Origin of the sequence: Streptomyces virginiae, assembly GCF_041432505.1 — a bacterium.
Taxonomy (GTDB): domain Bacteria; phylum Actinomycetota; class Actinomycetes; order Streptomycetales; family Streptomycetaceae; genus Streptomyces; species Streptomyces virginiae_A.
Window position 1 is genome coordinate 4,718,380 of record NZ_CP107871.1, and the last position, 19,679, is coordinate 4,738,058.

The 19,679-nt window shown below is 72.2% G+C and carries 21 protein-coding genes; 10 read left to right on the forward strand and 11 right to left on the reverse strand.

All coding sequences use genetic code 11. The annotated features are described in order from the left end of the window. Positions 1-65: 65 nt before the first annotated feature. The 8 genes from OG624_RS22055 to OG624_RS22090 all read right to left on the reverse strand — a co-directional run bounded on the left by OG624_RS22055 (position 66) and on the right by OG624_RS22090 (position 6,533). Positions 66-737 carry a response regulator gene (locus tag OG624_RS22055; RefSeq protein WP_033214504.1) on the reverse strand — a complete coding sequence of 224 codons (672 nt, stop codon included), beginning with the start codon at positions 735-737 and terminating at the stop codon, positions 66-68. Then, the gene (locus OG624_RS22060) at positions 734-2,053 is read right to left on the reverse strand and encodes a sensor histidine kinase (RefSeq protein ID WP_051762312.1); all 1,320 of its coding nucleotides are present in this window, start codon (positions 2,051-2,053) and stop codon (positions 734-736) included. Before OG624_RS22060 ends, OG624_RS22055 begins: the two co-directional genes overlap by 4 nt. A gap of 22 nt (positions 2,054-2,075) precedes the next feature. Beyond that, positions 2,076-3,278 (reverse strand): acyltransferase family protein, encoded by a 1,203-nt coding sequence (locus OG624_RS22065; protein WP_371639732.1) that lies wholly within the window; start codon positions 3,276-3,278, stop codon positions 2,076-2,078. Beyond that, complete coding sequence (locus OG624_RS22070) at positions 3,271-4,326, reverse strand: alpha/beta hydrolase (RefSeq protein ID WP_078908941.1); 1,056 nt, start codon at positions 4,324-4,326, stop codon at positions 3,271-3,273. The genes OG624_RS22065 and OG624_RS22070 overlap by 8 nt, the downstream gene beginning before the upstream one ends. Before the next feature lie 200 nt (positions 4,327-4,526). Then, positions 4,527-4,772 (reverse strand): hypothetical protein, encoded by a 246-nt coding sequence (locus OG624_RS22075; RefSeq protein ID WP_371639733.1) that lies wholly within the window; start codon positions 4,770-4,772, stop codon positions 4,527-4,529. Positions 4,773-4,819: 47 nt separating this feature from the next. Next, complete coding sequence (locus OG624_RS22080; protein ID WP_033214500.1) at positions 4,820-5,209, reverse strand: nuclear transport factor 2 family protein; 390 nt, start codon at positions 5,207-5,209, stop codon at positions 4,820-4,822. A gap of 90 nt (positions 5,210-5,299) precedes the next feature. Continuing rightward, entirely contained in the window at positions 5,300-5,911 is a 612-nt protein-coding gene (locus tag OG624_RS22085) for a MarR family winged helix-turn-helix transcriptional regulator (RefSeq protein WP_371639734.1), read from the reverse strand. Further along, positions 5,904-6,533 (reverse strand): DJ-1/PfpI family protein, encoded by a 630-nt coding sequence (locus OG624_RS22090; protein ID WP_326748587.1) that lies wholly within the window; start codon positions 6,531-6,533, stop codon positions 5,904-5,906. The genes OG624_RS22085 and OG624_RS22090 overlap by 8 nt, the downstream gene beginning before the upstream one ends. A 178-nt stretch (positions 6,534-6,711) precedes the next feature. Here OG624_RS22090 and OG624_RS22095 point away from each other — a divergent pair, with 178 nt between their 5' ends. From OG624_RS22095 to OG624_RS22105, 3 genes are all read left to right on the forward strand, one after another. Then, positions 6,712-8,073, forward strand: a complete 1,362-nt coding sequence (locus tag OG624_RS22095; protein WP_352164720.1) for an aspartate aminotransferase family protein — start codon at positions 6,712-6,714, stop codon at positions 8,071-8,073. A gap of 167 nt (positions 8,074-8,240) precedes the next feature. Continuing rightward, positions 8,241-8,906, forward strand: coding sequence for a GntR family transcriptional regulator (locus OG624_RS22100; RefSeq protein ID WP_033214494.1), 666 nt, complete (start codon positions 8,241-8,243; stop codon positions 8,904-8,906). A gap of 86 nt (positions 8,907-8,992) precedes the next feature. Beyond that, positions 8,993-9,643 carry a hypothetical protein gene (locus OG624_RS22105; protein ID WP_033214492.1) on the forward strand — a complete coding sequence of 217 codons (651 nt, stop codon included), beginning with the start codon at positions 8,993-8,995 and terminating at the stop codon, positions 9,641-9,643. Positions 9,644-9,751: 108 nt separating this feature from the next. Here the strand turns inward: OG624_RS22105 and OG624_RS22110 are convergent, their stop codons facing one another. After that, positions 9,752-10,498 carry an SLATT domain-containing protein gene (locus tag OG624_RS22110; RefSeq protein ID WP_208869282.1) on the reverse strand — a complete coding sequence of 249 codons (747 nt, stop codon included), beginning with the start codon at positions 10,496-10,498 and terminating at the stop codon, positions 9,752-9,754. Between the two features lie 269 nt (positions 10,499-10,767). On the opposite strand from OG624_RS22110, the gene OG624_RS22115 reads away from it, so the two are divergent. The 7 genes from OG624_RS22115 to OG624_RS22145 all read left to right on the forward strand — a co-directional run bounded on the left by OG624_RS22115 (position 10,768) and on the right by OG624_RS22145 (position 17,008). Next, complete coding sequence (locus OG624_RS22115) at positions 10,768-11,112, forward strand: YbaB/EbfC family nucleoid-associated protein (protein WP_076044258.1); 345 nt, start codon at positions 10,768-10,770, stop codon at positions 11,110-11,112. A 36-nt stretch (positions 11,113-11,148) separates the two neighbouring features. Then, positions 11,149-11,748: a recombination mediator RecR gene (gene recR / locus OG624_RS22120; RefSeq protein ID WP_030010802.1), complete on the forward strand. Its 600-nt coding sequence runs from the start codon at positions 11,149-11,151 to the stop codon at positions 11,746-11,748. Beyond that, positions 11,741-12,388, forward strand: coding sequence for a DUF5063 domain-containing protein (locus OG624_RS22125; protein WP_033214485.1), 648 nt, complete (start codon positions 11,741-11,743; stop codon positions 12,386-12,388). Before recR ends, OG624_RS22125 begins: the two co-directional genes overlap by 8 nt. 146 nt (positions 12,389-12,534) lie before the next feature. Further along, positions 12,535-13,809, forward strand: coding sequence for an aspartate kinase (locus OG624_RS22130; RefSeq protein WP_030755832.1), 1,275 nt, complete (start codon positions 12,535-12,537; stop codon positions 13,807-13,809). Further along, positions 13,806-14,879 carry an aspartate-semialdehyde dehydrogenase gene (locus tag OG624_RS22135; protein WP_033214482.1) on the forward strand — a complete coding sequence of 358 codons (1,074 nt, stop codon included), beginning with the start codon at positions 13,806-13,808 and terminating at the stop codon, positions 14,877-14,879. Before OG624_RS22130 ends, OG624_RS22135 begins: the two co-directional genes overlap by 4 nt. A 498-nt stretch (positions 14,880-15,377) precedes the next feature. Next, positions 15,378-15,926 (forward strand): SigE family RNA polymerase sigma factor, encoded by a 549-nt coding sequence (locus tag OG624_RS22140; protein ID WP_051762449.1) that lies wholly within the window; start codon positions 15,378-15,380, stop codon positions 15,924-15,926. Further along, entirely contained in the window at positions 15,923-17,008 is a 1,086-nt protein-coding gene (locus OG624_RS22145; protein ID WP_033214481.1) for a hypothetical protein, read from the forward strand. Before OG624_RS22140 ends, OG624_RS22145 begins: the two co-directional genes overlap by 4 nt. 43 nt (positions 17,009-17,051) lie before the next feature. Here OG624_RS22145 and OG624_RS22150 read toward each other — a convergent pair whose 3' ends face one another. Together OG624_RS22150 and OG624_RS22155 are read right to left on the reverse strand one after the other, a co-directional pair. Then, a complete protein-coding gene (locus OG624_RS22150) occupies positions 17,052-17,816 on the reverse strand; it encodes an SURF1 family cytochrome oxidase biogenesis protein (protein WP_161288254.1) in 765 nt (254 codons plus the stop codon). A gap of 43 nt (positions 17,817-17,859) precedes the next feature. Then, a complete protein-coding gene (locus tag OG624_RS22155) occupies positions 17,860-19,665 on the reverse strand; it encodes a S9 family peptidase (RefSeq protein ID WP_371639735.1) in 1,806 nt (601 codons plus the stop codon). Positions 19,666-19,679 lie beyond the last annotated feature (14 nt).

Consider the following 19,679-nt stretch of genomic DNA (forward strand, 5'->3'; position numbering starts at 1 on the left):
CCCTCGTCCGCGTCGCCGCTGATGGGGATTTTCCGGGGTCCCTCTCAAGTACTACTCGGGTGTGCTCAGTAGCCCGTCGGACGGATCAGACCCGTCTCGTACGCGAACACCGCGGCCTGGGTACGGTCCCGCAGCCCCAGCTTCACCAGGATCCGGCTCACATGCGTCTTCACCGTCTGCTCGGCCAGCACCAGGTGCTCCGAGATCTCGGCATTCGACAAGCCTTGGGCGATCAGCGACAGCACCTCCGTCTCCCGTTCGGTCAGTGCCTCGATTCGGGACCGCGACGGCGCACGCGGCGCCCCCAGCCGGGAGAACTCCGTGATCAGCCGTTTCGTGATGTTCGGCGAGAGCAGCGCCTCCCCGGCCGCCACCACCCGCACCGCCTCGGCGAGCTGGTCGGCCGAAGCGTCCTTGAGCAGGAATCCCGAGGCCCCCGCGCGCAGCGCCTCGTACACGTACTCGTCGAGATCGAAGGTGGTCAGCACCAGCACCTTCACAGCGGCGTCCGGAACCGCCGTGATGACCGACGTGGCCTCGATCCCGCCCATCCCCGGCATGCGGATGTCCATCAGCACCACGTCCGGAGCCAGCTCGGCGACCTTCGCCACCGCGTCCGCCCCGTCCACCGCCTGCCCCACGACCTCTATGTCGGGCTGCGCGTTCAGAAGCACGGTGAAGCCCTGCCGGACCATCATCTGGTCGTCGGCGATCATCACCTTGATCGGGGTGCTCATGAGGCCTTCTTCGTCTCGGGGGCGGGGACCGCGGGCTGGTCCTGCGGATCCATCGGGAGTACGGCGCTCACCTCGTACCCCCCGTCGGGGCGCGGGCCGGCGGCCAGTTCGCCCCCCAGCATGCCTGCCCGCTCCCGCATTCCCAGCAGCCCGTGCCCCGCTCCGGGCGAGGGCGGCGCCGACCGGGTCGGCGCGCTGTTGGCGACGCACAGGTGCAGCTCACGCGGCCCGTACGCGATACCGACCTCCACCCGCGAACCGGGCGCGTGGCGGAGCGCGTTGCTCAGCGCCTCCTGCACGATCCGGTAGGCGGTGAGTTCCACGCCCGGGGTCAGCGGCCGCCGTATCCCCGCGATCTCGGTCGTGACGTCCAGCCCGGCCCCCCGCACGTTGTCGACGAGGCCGTCCAGTTCGTCGAGGGTGGGCTGCGGATGATGGGGGTTCGCGGGATCGTCGGGGTGCTCCGACCGCAGCACGCCCAGTACCCGCCGCAGCTCCGTCAGCGCCTCCAGCGCGTTCTCCCGGATGCCGGCCAGATTCTCCTTGAGCTCCTCCGACGGGTTCTCCACCAGGTGTGGGGCGACCTGCGCCTGGATGGAGATCACCGACATGTGGTGGGCGACGACGTCGTGCAGTTCGCGGGCGATGCGGCTGCGCTCCTCCAGCAGGGTGCGCCGGGCCCGCTCCTCCTCGGTGAGGGTCTCCTGCTCCACGAGTTTGCCGCGGGCGAGGCGGGTGGCCCGAAGCGCGTAGCCGAGGATCCCCACGAACGCGAAGAGGAGCGCCACGCCGCCGATGATGGTCTGGCTCTGCGGCGGCCTGAGGACGATGTCGGCCAGCCCGTTGAGGGTGAGCGTGATACCGATGACCGATGCGGTCACCCGGGGCGGCACCCGCAGGGCGACCATCAGGAGCACGGGCGCGAGCGTGAACGGCCCGGCGGGCGTCCACGGCCAGGACTGCCCCTGCCCGACGTGGTCGTGGATGGTCCAGGCGACCAGGCCGGCGGTGACGAGCCCGAGCCACCAGGCCGCGATCGGCCGGAACATGCTGAGCACGACGGATGCCGAGGTCAGCAGCGACAGCCCCAACACGGCCGAGCCGAGGACCTTGTAATGGTCGTTCAGCTGCATCCCCGTGAGGACGCCGCAGGGAATGGCCACGTAGCAGAGGACCACATGCGGCAGCCAGGCCAACCAGCGCGGCCGCGACACCCTCGGCAGGGGGTCCCGCTTCAAGGTGAACAACTCCCGGGCCAAGCCGCGCGGCAGGCGGATGCGGACTTCGTCGGCGGGTGGCTCGGTCTGCTGGTTCACGCCGTCCAGGCTAAGGCGGGCCCTAGACATGGGTGATCTCCCGGGTGGGGTCCACCCTGGGGCGGGGGACCGCTCCGGTACGGGTGGCGCGGGACTGCTTCGGACGGCGGGAGGCCTGCTCGTGGACACGGAACGCGGCCCAGCAGAGCGACAGCGCGGCGGCGAACACCGGCAGCCACAGCAGCCGGGCCGCGATCCAGCCCACCGAGTCGGGCACCGTGTGCAACCCGGGCAGGTCGGCCGAGACCAGCAGCCCGAGGGCGGTCACGGCCATCATGGCGGTCTGGTGCCACAGGAAGACGGTCATCGCGGAGAGGTTCACCAGAGCCACCTTCGCCCAGGCCCTCGGCCGCTCCATGGCCCGGGCCAGCGGCTCGCGCACCAGCAGGGCGAGCCCGCACTGGGCCAGTCCGAACGTCACCGCGGCCAGTGTCGGCGGGTTCAGGTTCGATACGGGGGCCCCGGGGACACCCACCATCGACGCCGGGTACCCGCCCCAGAGGATCAACGCGGCCGTGGCCACGACGCCCGCGCCGAGCAGGAGCAGTGCCTGGCCACGCCGGGCGAAGGCCCCGCGGGACCAGGCGGCGCCGAGGGTGAAGGGGACCAGCCAGCCTGCCGCCACATTGATCCAGCCGGTCCACTCGGGGCCCTCCAGCCCGAACCGCCACACGTCGACGGCGGCGACGACGACCAGCGGCCACAGCGGGGCGATCCGGGCCACGAGCGGGGTCGCTGCGGTGAGCGCGGCGAACACGAGCAGGAACCACAGCGGCGACAGCACCAGCGTGACCAGCGAGCGGACGGTGTCGAGCTCCGCCCCGCCGATCAGCATCCCGCCCGCCACGACCGCCCAGAGGAGCAGGACCGCCGCGACCGGACGGAACAGCCGGCCCAGCCGCTGCCCCGCCCAGGCACCGTACGAGAGGCCGCGCTCGCGCGCCGACGCATACCCGCGGGCCGCGACATGGCCGCCGACCAGGAAGAAGACGGACAGCGTCTGGAACACCCAGGACACCGGGGCCAGCCACGGCATGTGCGCCAACGGGCTGGTGGTGCTCAGACCGCCGTCGCGTGCGGTCAGCGCGGTGACCAGCCAGTGCCCGAGGACCACGCCGAGGATCGCGAAGGCCCGCAGCGCGTCCACCGCGCGGTCACGGTCGGCCGGGGTGGCCGCGTCGATGCCCGCCGCGAGGGTGGACCAACGGGCGCGGAACTCAACCATGGTCGGCCTCCGATGCGAGGGTGCCGCCCAGGACGATCGCGGCCAGGCCGGCGAGGGATTCGGTGCCCGGCTTGAGGTAGTCGCTGTGTCCGACGGCGCCGGCATCGAAGGCCCGGGCCCCGAAGGCTGGGTCGACCGGGTCGGTGCCGAAACCGATGCCGCCGATCCGGACGTGCGGGACGCCGCCGATCCAGTCCGCGCTGCCCCGGCCGGCCCAGACCCGGGCCGCGGTCGGCAGCTCCCGGGCCGATCCGGACCCCGTGCCCGGGCTGCCGAACAACACCACGTCAGCGACCGCGGACCCGGTGGCGGTCCGGGCGCAGACCACGGACCCATAGGAGTGGCACAGCAGGGAGATCCGGGCCCCGGGCCCCGATATGTCGCGCAACCGGTCCAGGAAGGGGGCCAGTTCGGCAGCGGCATCGTCGGCCCGGTCGGCGCTCAGGACGGTGGTGCTCACCGTGCCGGGAGTGTCGTACCCGAGCCAGGCGACCACCGCCGAGCGCGGATGTTCGGCCCGCAGGCGCTGCTGGAGGGAGACGGCTCCGGCACGGAACCGCTCGTAGGTGTCCAGCGTGGTGTCGGACCCGGGCACCAGAACGGCGACCCGGTCGGCGCTCTCCAACTCGCCGAAGACCTCGACGGCGCGGCCTGTGCCGCGGCCGTCGAAGGTGAGGAACTGGGCCGATCCGGCCGCACTCATGGCGCGCAGCCGGGCCGCCCGGCCGGGGCGGTCGGCGTTCTCGGCCGTGCGCGCCGCCTCGGCGAGATTGGCGCTGTTGGCGGCGTACCGGCTCCGGGGCGTGGCGTCCTCGGAGAACGTGGCGGGCGCGGGGGCCGGGACGTTCGGGGAGGCCGCGGCGCAGACGGGGACCACGACGGCCGCGGCGACCAGAGCGGCCAGCAGGCCGCGGCGCAGCCGGCCGCCGGTCGACCCCACCCTCCCGGTGGCCAACGCCGTGCCCGCCGGGCGGGTCTCTCCCGTGCTTCCGGTACGCGTCCCCGTCCCCGTCCCCGACTTCGTCCCTGTCCCCGTCCCCGTTGCCATGGCCCTCTTCCTCCGGTCGCCGGAAGAGCCGTGAACGCTCTTCTCTGCTACCGAAGTTAGAAATCCGGGCCCGTGGTCGGCGTCACGCCATGGAGCCGTGTTCGCGCGTAGCTCTCAGGTATGACGGGGGATACCTGCGAGGCAGGGCCACGACGGCCGCAACCCGCCCGACCGGCCCGACCGTCCCGCCCGGCGCGACGTCACGTCGTCGCCACCCGCACGCCGAAGCCGATCAGGACGACCCCCGTCGTCCGGTCCGGCACGCGCCGGACCCGCGGCCGAGCGAAGAACCGCCCGGCGCGCGACAGCACGTACACGTACGTGCCCAGCCGGACGACCGTGAGCAACACATGGACCAGGACCGGCAGCGCCATGCCGACCGCCGGCCGCAGCAGCGCTCGGAGGCCGAGCAGGCACAGGTGGGCGGCCCCAGCCGGCTTCACCACCAGGTACACCTCGGCCGAGGCGGCGAGCAGCGCGGTGAGCGCGCGGCTCAGTCTGCCACCAGGGGTTCGACGTAACCCGACCGCCAGCGGGGTGCCGGGTCCTGACCGGGGCTGGTCCAGTACTCCCTCGCCCCCACGATCTCCCCGTCCCGCACGGTCCAGAGGGAGACGGCCCGGTAGACGACGTGGTCCTGAGGTATCTCCACCTCGGTCACCACGAGGTTCCCGTCGGCCAGGATCCGCAGCAGTTCCACGGATCTCTCGTCCGCGTCGCCGTCGTCGCTGTTCACGGCGATGAAGTTGGCGCGCCCCACGATGCGCTCACCGCTCACGGGCCATTCGATGATCGCGTCCTCGGCGATGAGCTCGGCCACGCCGTCCCAGTCGCGTGCCTCGAATCGCTCCCACAGTCGTGCCACTACCTTCAACGGCTCCATGTGCCGCAGTGTCCGGCAGCCCCGTTATACGTAACAAGCTTTGCTTGCAGGCTTATTGACTTCGACACAATCGTTCGCGGCGCCCGGTGATCACTCCGGCGCGGGCCCCGGAACGGTGGCGGCCGGCGCCGCGGATTCCAGTGCGTCCAGTGCCGTGGCCAGCCGTTCCAGGGTGCGGACCGTCTCCGCCAGGGCGGCATCGCCCAGCTCCGCGGTGAGGCGGGCCGCCAGCGCCGCGTGGCCCGGGCCGATCCGGTCCACCGCGCTCCGCCCCTCCTCCGTGGGCCGCAGCAGCTTCGCCCGCCGGTGGGCCGGGTTCGGGGCGTATTCGGCCAGGCCCTTGGCGACCAGCAGGTCCGCGATGCGCTGCACGCTCTGCCGGGTGATGCCCATGCTCCGGGCGATGCCCGCGACGGGCAGCGGCTCCCGCAGGACCGCACCCAATACCTGCCACCAGGCGGCCGTCAGCCCGGCCGGCTTGGCCAGCTCCTCCGAGATGGCGAGGAACTGGCCGTTCAGCCGGAACACCCCGAGCGCGGTACGGCTCAGCAGGTCCTGCTGGGTACGGGCGTCCCCGAACTCCCCGGCCCCGAACTCCCCGGCCCCGATACCCCCGAGGCCGTCGAGGTGGTCGCCATGGTCGCCGTGGTCGAGGTCCGCACCGCCCCCGACCGGCAGCGGCTCGTGCGTCGCCTCACGCATCGCCGGCCGCCGAAGCCGCCATCAGGACCGGGTACGCGGCCGGGTCCGAGTCGTGGAAGAGCCCGTACCAGGCGTCCAGGACGTCCGGCTTGTAGACGTCCAGCCGGGCGAAGACCTCGCGTGCGAAGGCCACCGGCTCCGTCGGCCCCGCCGTGATCAGGTCGCCGTCGGTCACCGCGTCGGCCTCGACGTAGCTCTCGGCGCCCCCGTAGCCGGGCTGCTCCGCCAGGTAGAAGGATGCGGCGCTGGTGTGGGTCCGGCCGTCCAGCAGCCCCTCGCGGGCGAGGCCGGCGGTGGCCCCGCAGATCGCCGCGACCGGCACCCCGGCGGCCAGGAACTCCCTCGCCTTGGCCGCGAACGGCGTCAGCTCGTCGCCCGTGTCCCACAGCGACGCGCCCGTGAGGATCAGCAGCGAGGAGTCCTCCGGTCGCAGGTCGGCCAGGTCCAGGTCAGGCTGGATGCGGACGCCGCCCATGGTGGTGACCGGCTCCGCGGCGCTCAGGCCGACCGTGCGCACGGTGTGGCCGCGCTGGGTGAGGTGCGCGGTGGTGTGGCCGGTCTCCCAGTCCGCGTACGTGTCGTAGACCGCGAGGTGGACGGGCTTGCGCGGGGTCTCGCTCATGGTGCTTCGCCTCCGGCGTGGGTTCGTGCTCTATGACAATAGACTGTCATAACGACAGGATGCTGTCAATCTCGGAGGGGGCTCCACGCCCGGCGCAGACAGACTGCCGAGAGCGGCCCCCCACCCCCATACAGTCCGCCGATATCCCGCCCCACCTGCGCACTTCTAGCGTGACGACATGACCCCTCATGTCACCTCGCACACCCTTGCCGCCGTGAAGGACGCAGATCGGAAGCACGTCTTCCACTCCTGGTCCGCCCAGGCCCTGATCGACCCTCTCGCCGTCGCCGGGGCCGAGGGGTCGTACTTCTGGGACTACGAAGGCAACCGGTTCCTCGACTTCTCCTCCCAGCTGGTCAACACCAACATCGGCCACCAGCACCCCAAGGTCGTCGCCGCGATCCAGGAGCAGGCCGCCCGGCTCTGTACCCTCGCGCCCGGCTTCGCCGTCGACGTCCGCTCCGAGGCCGCACGCCTCATCGCCGAGCGGACCCCGGGCGATCTGGACAAGATCTTCTTCACCAACGGCGGCGCCGAGGCCGTCGAGAACGCCGTCCGCATGGCCCGGCTGCACACCGGCCGTGCCAAGGTGCTCTCCACCTACCGCTCCTACCACGGGGCCACCGCCGCCGCGATCAACCTGACCGGCGACCCGCGCCGCTGGCCCTCCGACACGGCCGCCGCCGGCGTCGTGCACTTCTGGGGCCCGTACCTCTACCGCTCCGCCTTCCACGCCACCACCGAGGCGGAGGAGTGCGCCCGCGCCCTCGCGCACCTCGCCGACACCATCGCCTTCGAGGGGCCGCAGACCATCGCGGCGATCATCCTGGAGAGCGTGCCCGGCACCGCCGGCATCATGACCCCGCCCCCCGGCTACCTCGCGGGCGTGCGCGAGCTCTGCGACCGCCACGGCATCGTCTTCATCCTGGACGAGGTCATGTCCGGTTTCGGCCGCACCGGCACCTGGTTCGCCGCCGACCACTGGGACGTCACCCCCGACCTGATCACCTTCGCCAAGGGTGTCAACAGCGGCTACGTCCCGCTCGGCGGTGTGGCCATCTCGGCCGCCATCGCCGAGACCTTCGCCACCCGCCCCTACCCGGGCGGCCTGACGTACTCCGGCCACCCCCTGGCCTGCGCCGCCGCCGTCGCGACCATCAACACGATGGAGGAGGAGGGCATCGTCGAGCACGCCGCCCACCTCGGCGAGAACGTGATCGGCCCGGCGCTCGCCGAGATCGCCGAGCGCCACCCCTCGGTCGGCGAGGTCCGCGGACTGGGCGCCTTCTGGGCCCTGGAACTCGTCCGGGACAAGGAGACGCGCGAGCCGCTCGTGCCGTACAACGCGGCGGGCGCGGACAACGCGCCGATGGCCGAGTTCGCGGCCGCCTGCAAGGCGTCGGGCCTGTGGCCCTTCGTGAACATGAACCGGACCCACGTGGTCCCGCCCTGCAACGTCACGGAGGCGGAGGCCAAGGAGGGCCTGGCCCTGCTGGACGAGGCGCTGACGGTCGCCGACCGCCACACCACGGCCGGCTAGGCCCGCACCGGCCCCGCACCGGCCCCCGCACCCGCCCCCAAGTCCGGCATCCGCACCCGCCCCGCACGGCGGGTGCGGATGTCGGATATCGGTTGGCTACCGATCGGTTTTCAGCCGCCTCGTCTGGCCTATGGTGTCCGAAGCTCTACGACAGGAGACGGACCCCTATGCCAGGCAGCGGAGCTGTCACCCGCAACACACTTCGCCAGCAGATCGCGGACGCGCTGCGTGACGAGGTGCTCGCGGGACGCCTGCCTCCGGGGACCGAGTTCACCGTCAAGCAGATCGCCGAGCAGTACGAGGTCTCCGCCACCCCGGTGCGCGAGGCGCTCGTGGACCTCTCCGCCCAAGGGCTGCTCGAACTGGTCCAGCACCGCGGCTTCCGCGTGCGGATCCTCTCCGTGGACGACTTCCGGGGCATGATCGAGGCCCGCGCGCTCGTCGTGGACGGGATCTTCCGTCGCCTCGCCGAGCGCGGCACCGCCCCCGGCTCCGGCGAGCTGCTGGTGTCGGTGCGCCGCCGGGGCGAGGAGGCCCGCCGGGCCGCGCAGAGCGGCTCGCTCGAAGTGCTGATCGGCTACGACCTGCGCTTCTGGCGGGAGCTGAGCGGGCTGGTCGCCAACACCTACATCTCCGAGTTCCTGCACCGCATCCGCGTGCAGTGCTGGGTCTTCGCCGTCCCCCACCTCCAGCGCGAGCCGCAACTGCGGGCGGCGCTGTGGGACGGCCACAGCGAGCTGGTGGACGCCGTGACGCTCGCCGACGCCGACGCGGTGCGCGGCATCGTGCGCGGCTACAACGACCACGCGCTGGCCTGGGCCGCCCGCCTCTGAGGCCCGAGGTTCTGCGCACCCCTTCGCGGAGGGTGTCCGGCCCACTACGCTGACCGGATCGGTGGCATCGACTGATCGGAGGCCGAGTGGCCTGTGACCTGTGGCTGGTCCCCCTTGTCGACGTGCTGTGCCACAGCCCCGACAACCCCTTCGCGGAAGAGATCGCCTCGTACGACAGGGCGCTGGGCGCGGCCGGACTGCCGTCCGTGCCCGTCTTCGCCTACATGCCGGGCCTGAGCGGGGACGTCGCCCCGGTCGCCGGCTTCGACTACGACGCCCTGCATTTCCTGAGGCGGGCGTACATGCTCCAGCTCTGCGGGCTGCCCGTGACCCCGGTGGACGAGCTGGGCGGGGACTACGAGCAGCTGCTGGAGATGTTCGAGCCCACGGCCCAGCAGTCGCACCTGGTCTGGCACTACGACCACGCGGGGGCCTACGTCCCGGTGGACTTCCCGGCTCCGTTGGCGAACGAGGAGCTGCTGGCCGGGGGAGGGCCGCTGGGGTCCGTACAGGGCCTGCTGCGGGAGCTGCTGTTCGTGGCGCCGGCCATCGGGATAGACCCGGGGAACCCGCCCGCCGCACCGGCGCCGCCGGGGCGGCCGACGCTGCTGGAGGAGCCGGCGGGGCCGATCCCGTACGACGACAGCCCCTTCGCCCGGGAACGACACGTGTGGCTGGGACTGCACGCGGCCGCGACGCGGAGCCTCGGCCAGGGCTCGATGATCATCTTCAGCTGAGGCGGTGACCGCCTCCCGTGGGCGGGGTACGGGTCCGCCGCGCGGAATCCCGGCCCCGCCGGTCTTCCCGGCGCGGCTCCCGCCCCGTCCCGCCCCGTCCCGTCCGTCTCAGCGCGGCTGCTCCGGCGGCCGTTGCCGGGGCATGTTCGGTCTGGTGCCCGGCGGCAGCGGGAAGCGGGCGGGCGGGATGTTCGCGTCCGGGCGCCCCCCGGACGCCCCCAGCGACTGCATCACCAGCGGCGCGGGCCCGGCCCGGAACTCCACCATCCAGTCCGCCGTCTCCGAGCGCACCAGCTCGGTGATGTCCTCGGAGAAGCGGCGCAGCACGGTCAGGCACCGCTCGGCGGCCTCGCCGGCGGTGCCCTCGGTGGGGCCGAGCACCTCGCGCACGTTCTCCGAGGCCCAGTCGAACTGGAGGGTCTGGAGCCGGCGCTGCACCGCCTGGGCCGTGGCCACGTCCCGCATCCACCCGGACGTCAGCCCGAAGAACCGGTCGCACGCCAGCGCGGCCGCGCCCAGCAGCAGCGCGAGGTATCCGTACGTGGAGGCGCCCGGGATCGAGCCCGTCAGCTCCAACAACGGCATCGAGGCGCCCGTGACGGCGCCCACGGCCGCCCCGGCGCGCAGCACGCGCGCACCGCGCCGCTTCCACGCGCGGTCGGACAGATACCACTCGGCGGTGCGCAGCGCGTCGGCCTCGACCCGCCGGTAGAGCTCGTCGAGCCGCTCGGCGGGCTCGCCCCAGTCCCCGAGGGGGAACGGCCGGCCGGTCAGATCGCCCGCCGCCATCGGTCCGCCGCCTTCCTCCCGGGGATCCCGGGGTGGCCCCTCGGGCTGCATCTCCGGCTGGCTCACCCGGCACTCCCTCTGCCTGCGCTGACGTGTGGTGGTGCGCGTGTGCGCAATGATGCGCATGCTCTTCCTACCTTCGAATGACGGGCGATGGGCGACGATTCCCGGGAATTCCGCCCGCAAGGAGGTCTCCAGCAGGTACGCGTACGCCCCGTCTCTCACTCGAAAGAGTTGGTCCTCACGGCGTAGGGCGCGGCGCCCGGGGAGCACGTAGGCTCGGATTGACCAGCGTTCCGAAGGTCTCGACGTACGACGTATGGAGTGAGTGCCCTGTGATTCCCGGTGGTGGCCAGCCCAACATGCAGCAGCTGCTCCAGCAGGCCCAGAAGATGCAGCAGGATCTCGCGGCCGCGCAGGAGGAGCTCGCCCGGACCGAGGTCGAGGGCCAGGCCGGCGGCGGTCTGGTGAAGGCGACCGTCACCGGATCCGGCGAGCTGCGCGCCCTGGTGATCGACCCGAAGGCCGTGGATCCCGAGGACACGGAGACGCTCGCCGACCTGGTGGTCGCCGCGGTGCAGGCGGCCAACGAGAATGCGCAGGCGCTCCAGCAGCAGAAGCTGGGCCCGCTGGCCCAGGGCCTGGGCGGCGGCAGCGGTATCCCCGGCCTCCCGTTCTAGCCCCTCTACCCCTACCCGACGAAAGAAGGCAGTCCGTTGTACGAAGGCGTGGTTCAGGACCTGATCGACGAACTGGGCAGGCTGCCCGGCGTCGGGCCCAAGAGCGCGCAGCGGATCGCCTTCCACATCCTGCAGGCCGAGCCCACCGACGTCCGCCGCCTCGCGCACGCGCTGCTGGAGGTCAAGGACAAGGTCCGGTTCTGCGCGGTGTGCGGGAACGTGGCGCAGGAGGAGCGGTGCGGCATCTGCCGCGACCCGCGCCGGGACACCACGGTCATCTGTGTCGTCGAGGAGCCGAAGGACGTCGTCGCCATCGAGCGGACGCGCGAGTTCCGGGGGAAGTACCACGTCCTCGGCGGCGCGATCAGTCCGATCGAGGGCGTCGGCCCGGACGACCTGCGCATCCGCGAGCTGCTGGCTCGCCTGGCGGACGGTGAGGTGACCGAGCTGATCCTGGCCACCGACCCGAACCTGGAGGGCGAGGCCACCGCCACCTACCTCGCCCGCATGATCAAGCCCATGGGCCTGAAGGTCACCCGCCTGGCCAGCGGGCTCCCCGTCGGGGGAGATCTGGAGTACGCGGACGAGGTCACGCTCGGGCGGGCCTTTGAAGGAAGGCGACTTCTCGATGTCTGACGCAACGCTGCACGCCCTGGGACAGGATCCGGACGACTTCGCCGCCTCGATCTCGGACCAGATCGAGTCCTTCATCGTCGCGGTCACCGAGGTGGCCAAGGGCGAGGACCCGGACAGCGCGGTGCCCTTCCTCCTCCTGGAGGTGTCCCAGCTGCTGCTGGCGGGCGGCCGGCTGGGCGCGTACCAGGACGTACTGCCCGACGAGCGCTACGAGCCCGACCTGGGCCCGGAGCCGGACGTGGACGACCTGCGCGAGCGCTTCGCGGTCATGCTGGAGCCGGTCGACGTCTACTCCGAGGTCTTCGACCCGTACGAGCCGCGCAAGGCCCCGGTCGCCCACCGGATCTCGGACGACCTCGCCGACGTGGTCGCCGACCTGCGGCACGGACTCATCCACCACCAGGCCGGTCGGATCACCGAGGCGCTGTGGTGGTGGCAGTTCTCGTACTTCACCAACTGGGGTCCGACGGCCTCGGCGACCCTGCGCGCCCTGCAGTCGCTGATCGCCCACGTCCGCCTCGACCAGCCCCTCGCCGCCCTGGACGGCCTGGACACGGACGAGGACCTGACCGAGGAGGACCTCGCGGAGCAGGCCGGACAGGTTATGGCCGAGGAACTCGGCGGACTCGGCCGTACCTGAGCACGTGAGCGCGTGGGCGGAACGCGGCGGCCGGACAGGGAACTCATTCTCTGATCTTTTCGTCTCATGATGTGGTACGAGGCGGTCGGATCCCGGGCGCTCGTTACACTGCACCAGCAATGAGACTGACTGAGCGAGGAGCGCACGTGGGCCTTGTCGTGCAGAAGTACGGAGGCTCCTCCGTAGCCGATGCCGAGGGCATCAAGCGTGTTGCCAAGCGGATCGTGGATGCCAAGAAGAACGGCCACCAGGTGGTCGTCGTGGTTTCCGCGATGGGCGACACGACGGACGAGCTGATCGATCTCGCCGAGCAGGTATCTCCGATGCCTGCGGGGCGTGAGTTCGACATGCTGCTGACCGCCGGAGAGCGGATCTCCATGGCCCTGCTGGCCATGGCGATCAAAAACCTGGGCCACGAGGCCCAGTCGTTCACCGGTAGCCAGGCAGGCGTGATCACCGACTCGGTCCACAACAAAGCGCGCATCATCGATGTCACGCCGGGCCGTATCCGCACCGCGCTGGACGAGGGCAACATCGCCATCGTCGCCGGCTTCCAGGGCGTGTCCGCGGACTCCAAGGACATCACCACCCTCGGCCGGGGCGGCTCGGACACCACGGCCGTCGCGCTCGCCGCGGCCCTGGACGCCGAGGTCTGCGAGATCTACACCGACGTCGACGGCGTCTTCACCGCGGACCCCCGCGTCGTGAAGAAGGCCAAGAAGATCGACTGGATCTCCTCCGAGGACATGCTGGAGCTTGCGGCCTCCGGTTCCAAGGTGCTGCTGCACCGCTGCGTCGAGTACGCGCGCCGCTACAACATCCCGATCCACGTCCGCTCGTCCTTCTCCGGACTGCCGGGCACCTGGGTCAGCAACGAGAATCCGCAAGGGGACGCGCAGGTGGAGCACGCCATCATCTCCGGAGTCGCGCACGACGTCTCCGAAGCCAAGATCACGGTCGTCGGTGTCCCGGACAAGCCGGGCGAGGCCGCGGCGATCTTCCGTGCCATCGCGGACGCCGAGATCAACATCGACATGATCGTGCAGAACGTGTCCGCGGCCTCCACGGGCCTCACGGACATCTCCTTCACCCTCCCCAAGGCCGAGGGCCACAAGGCCATCGAGGCGCTGGAGAAGGCGAAGGGCGCGATCGGCTTCGACTCCCTGCGCTACGACGACCAGATCGGCAAGATCTCCCTGGTCGGCGCGGGCATGAAGACGAACCCGGGCGTCACCGCCTCCTTCTTCCAGGCGCTGTCCGACGCGGGCGTGAACATCGAGCTGATCTCGACCTCCGAGATCCGCATCTCGGTCGTCACCCGCCAGGACGACGTCAACGAGGCCGTCCGCGCCGTGCACACGGCCTTCGGCCTCGACTCCGACAGCGCCGAAGCCGTCGTCTACGGCGGCACCGGACGATGACCCGCACCCGGTCCTCCGGCCCGGCACTCGCCGTGGTCGGGGCGACCGGAGCAGTCGGTTCGGTCCTGCTCCAGATGCTGTCCCAGCGGGCGGACGTCTGGGGCGAGATCCGCCTGATCGCCTCCGCACGCTCGGCCGGCCGCATGCTGGTCGTCCGCGCGGAGGAGACCGAGGTGATCGCCCTCACCGAGGACGCCTTCGACGGCCTCGGACCGGGCGACGTCGCACTCTTCCTCACCCCGGCCGAGGTATCGGCCCGGTGGGCTCCCGTGGTCACCACGCGCGGCACGGTCGTCATCGACCTGTCCGCCGCCTTCCGGGAGGACCCCGAGGTCCCGCTGGTGGTGCCCGAGGTCAACGGGCACGCCGTACGGATCCGGCCGCGCGGGATCGTCGCCGGCCCGGACTGCGTGACCGCCACCATGGTCGCGGCCCTGGGCGCGCTGCATTCCGAGTACGCGCTGCGCGACCTGGTCGTGTCCTCGTACCAGGCCGCGAGCGCCGTCGGGCGGGCCGGCTCCGAGACGCTGCGCCGCCAGCAGTCGCTGGTCGCCGGGACCTCCCTCGGCGAGCAGCCCGGGGACGTACGACGCGCCGTCGGCGAGGACACCGGCCCCTTCGCGGCCCCGCTCGCCCTCAACGTCGTGCCCTGGTCCGGTGAGCTGTGCGCGGACGGCTGGTCCTCTCACGAGCTGGCGGTACGCGGCGAGACGCGCCGGATCCTGCAGCTGGAGCAGCTCCCGGTGTCGGTGACCTGTGTCCAGGTGCCGGTGCTGACCGGGCATTCGCTGACCGTGCGGGCCCGCTTCGAGCGCGAGGTGGAGGCCGTGCACGCCCGGGAGATCCTGGAGGCCGCGCCCGGCGTGGTCCTCGTGGACGACCCCGCGGCCGGGGAGTTCCCCACCCCCGTGGACGCCGCCGGGACGGATCCCGCCTGGGTGGGCCGGGTGCGGGTCTCGCTCGACGATCCTTACGCCCTGGAGTTCTTCGTGTGCGCGGACAATCTCCGCAAGGGCGCAGCGCTGAATGCCACACAGATCGCGGAACTGATCGCAGGTGAATTTGCGTAATTCGCTTTGTAGGATCGGTGCTGATCCCTTGATCAAGGTGATGGCCCGACTGCCGTCTCGATAAAGACGGGGCAATCGGGAAGAGCGGGTACGCATGAGGGCAAGAGGGATTTTGCTGGTGAGGATGCCTCGCGCGTACAACCCTGATGGGGGGACGCGTGTCCAACCGGCGTGGCAGACACACTGCTCGAACCGGCCGTCCGTCCGGCGCAGATCGGGATCATCCCGTCGCGCCGGGGTCTCCGTGCACCCGGCGGCGGTTTCCCCGTGATCGTGCCCGTCCCGCCGGTGGGGCCGACAGAGGCGCCCGTACGTACGGCCGTGACGATCCGGGGCGGCCTCGTGCCCGCGCCGCGCGACGGCGCTGAGACGGAGGGGAGCGGCAAGAGCGAGGCGGAGAAGGCCGAGACGGCCGAGAAGCCCGACACGGTCGAGGAGCTCGACACGGCCGAGACGGTCGTGACGGCCGAGAAGCCGGAGACCGCCGAGTCGGCCGAGATGGCTGAGTCGGCCGAGTCGGCTGAGAAGGCCGTTCCCGCCGAGGTGGTGGCCGGCACCACCGTCGACCACCTCACCGCGACCTACCAGGCGCACTACCGCTCGCTCCTCGGCCTGGCCGCGCTGCTCCTCGACGACACCGCCTCCTGCGAGGACGTGGTCCAAGAGGCCTTCATCCGGGTGCACTCCGCCCGGAACCGGGTCCGCGACCGGGAGAAGACGCTGGCGTACCTGCGCCAGACCGTCGTGAACCTCTCGCGGTCCGCCCTGCGTCGCCGCATCCTCGGCCTCAAGCTGCTCTCGAAGCCGATGCCGGACATGGCCAGCGCCGAAGAGGGCGCGTACGACCAGCTGGAGCGGGACGATCTGATCAAGGCGATGCGTGGACTGCAGCGCAGGCAGCGCGAGGTTCTGGTGCTGCGCTACTTCGCGGACATGACGGAGTCCCAGGTCGCCGAAACGCTCGGCATATCGCTCGGATCGGTCAAGGCGTACGGATCGCGGGGCATTGCCGCGCTGCGGGTGGCGATGGAGGCTGCGCAGTCATGATGGACGACCACACCCCGCCGGGCGGGACGAGCGGTGAAGAGGAACTGCGCATCCTCCTGCGCGGGGCCGTCGAGGGCCTGCAGCCCTCCGCGAACGCGCTGGAGCGACTACGGGACGCCGTCCCCGCGCGCCGGACCCGCAACCGCCGGGCGGCCCTCGTCGGCGCCGCCGCGGCCGTGCTGCTCGCCGGGACGACGATCCCGACCGCACTGCACCTCTCCGCCGCCGACGGGGCGTCCACCGATCACCCGGCGATGGCCGGGCACGGCTCGGCCACCGGCGACCAGCGCGCCGCACTGCCCTCCGACCCGCACCAGAACGGCTTCGGATCCCTGCCCAGGTCGACCCACTCCTTCGGCGAGTTGCCGTCCGCGGGCGGGGGCACCGGGCAGCCGAGCGCCACGGCGGGCCCCTCGGCGGAAGGCCTGACAGCAGGCCCGTCGGGCGCCGGGACCTCCGCCGGACCGGCCGGTACCGGCGGCTCGGTGGTCGGCTCGGGCCCGCTGCCGCCGGTGGCGGCCCCGGGAGTGCCCGGATGCGCGGCCGACCAGCTCGGGGTGGTGGGCTCGGCCCGGGCCCCGGAGACCGACGGAAGGGTCTACGGCAGCTTCCGGGTCACCAACGTCTCGGCGCAGGGCTGCACCGTCAGCGGCCAGGACACCGTGACGGCCGCCCCGGCGCCCGGAACGGGGACCGGCGCGGCCTCCGGGGTCGCCGTGGTCGGCCACACGGCCGGGGATCCGGCGAGCGGGTTGCTGCCCGACCCGGCGGCGGCCGCTCCGACTCTGGTGCTCCCGCCGAACACGGCGTACGAGGTCCGCTTCGCGTGGGTGCCGTCGGGGGAGAGCTGCACGCCGGCGAACCCGGACGCGGGCGGGAAGGCCCCGCAGAGCGACGCGGCGGGTGCCACGGGCGGTACGGGGAGCGGAACGAGCACCGAACCGCAGGCGGGCGCGTCCCCGGCCCCGGCCGGTGTGGCCGTCTCGCACACCCCGCAGTCGGGGGCCGCGACCACGCGGACGACGATCCCCGAGGCCTGCGGCGGAACGGTGTACCGGACAGGCGCGATCCCGCTGTCCTAGGGGGCGTGCCCGGGCAGGCGCGGGCGCCCTCCGGACGGCGGGGCTACCGCGCGGCGGGCTCCAGCAGGCCGGCCTCGGCGTCGCGGATGGTCTCCACCTCGCGACGGTAGAGCCGGAACCACATGAAGAGCACGAAGGCGACGAAGACGAACCACTCGCCGGTGTAGCCGAGGTTCTGGAAGGCCTTCAGGTCGAGCCCGGTGTTGGTCGGTGCCTGCGCGGGCACCGGAGTCATCCCGTCCGACGGGGTCTGCACGGTCAGCCAGGCGTCGTACAGGTCGTACGGGACGATGTTGACCAGCGAGGCCGCCCCGATCACCCCGAGCTGCCCGGCCGGCAGCCCGCCCTGGGAGTGGACCCCCTTCGTCCCGGAGTTCTCCGCGGACTGCAGGGCTCCGGAGACCTCGACCCGGCCGGTCGGCGGTGCGGGCGCCTTCGCGGGATCCGCCACCCCCGGCAGCCAGCCCCGGACCACCGGAACGGCCTTGCCGGAGTCGGTCTTCAGCAGGGTCAGCACGTAGAAACCGGACTCGCCGTCCAGCCGCCGCTCGGGCACCAGCAGCTGGTCCACGTACTCCCCGGCCGCCGAGGCCATCCGTCCGGACGTCGTCTTGTCGACCGGGAGCAGCGACTCCAAAGGCGCGACCGTCCGGTCCGCGGGCTGCTGCGCGTTCGCCTCCCGGTGGCTGTCGACGCGGTCCTCGAACCGGCCGAGCTGCCAGGACCCCATGTACAGGCAGAAGGGAACGGCGAGCGCGACGAAGACGTTGATCCCCCACCAGCGCGGGGTCAGGAGAAACCGGTGCACCCCACCACCGTACGGGGGGTGCACCGGTCGCCCTCCCGCAGGGTCAGTGCGGCAGGTGCTTCAGCGCGAACTCCAGCTCCATGCGGACCTGCTTGATCCGCTCCTCCACCACCAGCGAACCGTGCCCGGCGTCGTACCGGTACACCTCGTGCACCGCCCCGCGCGCGGCCAGCCGGTCCACGTAGTTGTCGATCTGGCGGATCGGGCAGCGCGGGTCGTTCACCCCGGCCGCGATGTGGACCGGCGCCTTCACGGCGTCCACGTACGTCAGCGGCGACGACGCCTCGAACCGGTCCGGGACCTCCTCCGGGGTACCGCCGAAGAGGGTGCGGTCCAGCGCCTTCAGCGCCTCCATCTCGTCGTGGTAGGCCGTCACGTAGTCCGCGACCGGTACGGCGGCCAGGCCCACGGCCCAGGCGTCGGGCTGCGTGCCCAGCCCCAGCAGCGTCAGGTACCCGCCCCAGGAACCGCCCGAGAGCACCATGCGCGCCGGGTCCGCGAGCCCCGAGGAGACCGCCCACTCCCGGACCGCCGCGATGTCCTCCAGCTCGATCAGCCCGACCCGGTGCTTGAGGGCGTCGGTCCACTCGCGGCCGTACCCCGTCGAGCCGCGGTAATTGACCCGCACCACGGCGAAACCGTGGTCCAGCCAGGCCGCCGGGGCCGACGCGAAGGAGTCGCTGTCGTGCCAGGTAGGCCCGCCGTGGATCTCGAAGATCGTCGGGAAGGGGCCCTCACCGTGCCCCACCGGCCGCTGCGCCAGCGCGTGGATCCGCCCGCCCGGGCCCTCCACCCACACGTCCTGGACCGGCACCGAACCGGGCGCCCGGAAACCGGGCGGGTCCAGCACGATCCCGCCCGCGGTGGACCGTACCGTCGAGGGCTCGGCGGCCGAGGACCACAGGTACTCCACCGTCCCGTCGGGCCGCGCGGTGGCTCCCGACACCGACCCCGGGGGCGTGTCCACGCGGACGAGCTCCCGCGCGGCCAGGTCGTAGCGCCACAGCTCGCTGCGCGCCTCGAAGCTGTGCGCGACCAGCAGCGCGGACCCGTCCGGGTACCACTCGGCGCTGACGTCGCCCGGCAGGTCGATCGCGAGCTCCTGCTCGGCGCCGGTGGCCACGTCCCAGACCATCGGCTCCCAGCGGCCGCGCCGCTGGTGACCGACGAGCAGCCGGGTGTCGCCCACGACCGGCGCGAAACCGAGCACCTCCAGGCCCAGCTCCTCGGACCCGCCCCGGGTGTCGTCCAGCTCGGCGACGGCGCTCCCGTCCAGGGCCAGGACGCGCAGGGCCGAGTGCATCGCGTCGCCGTGCTCGGTGTGCTCGACGGCCACCAGGGTGCCGTCACGGGACAGGTCGCCGACGCCGGCCGACTCCCGGTGCCGGTAGATCACGGTGGGCGCCGAGCCGTCCGGCCGGACCACGTGCACGGTCGAGCCGTCCTCGTCGGTGGAGCGGCCCACGACCGCCGTCCCGTCCCGTCCGATGGCCAGCCCGGCGGGGTACGAGGGCTCCAGGCCCGGGGTGGCCGGTTCGTCGGGGCCGCCGGCGAAGGGCTGGCGCACCCAGGTGCCGAACTCGTCGCCGTCGGTGTCGGAGAACCACCAGATCCACTCCCCGTCGGGGGAGAGCGTGCCGTCGGTGGTGCCGTTGGGGCGGTCGGTGGCCTGCCGCTGCTCGCCGGTGGCACGGTCCCACGCGTAGATCTCGAAGGTTCCGGTCGCGTTGGAGACGAAGAGCGAACGGTCCGGGGCGTCCTCGGCCCAGTCGGGGAGCCCGACGCGCGGTGCCCGGAACCGCTTCTCCCAGTCGGGCATGTCGGGGGTCATCTCACTGTCGCTGGTCATGCGCCCCATTGTGG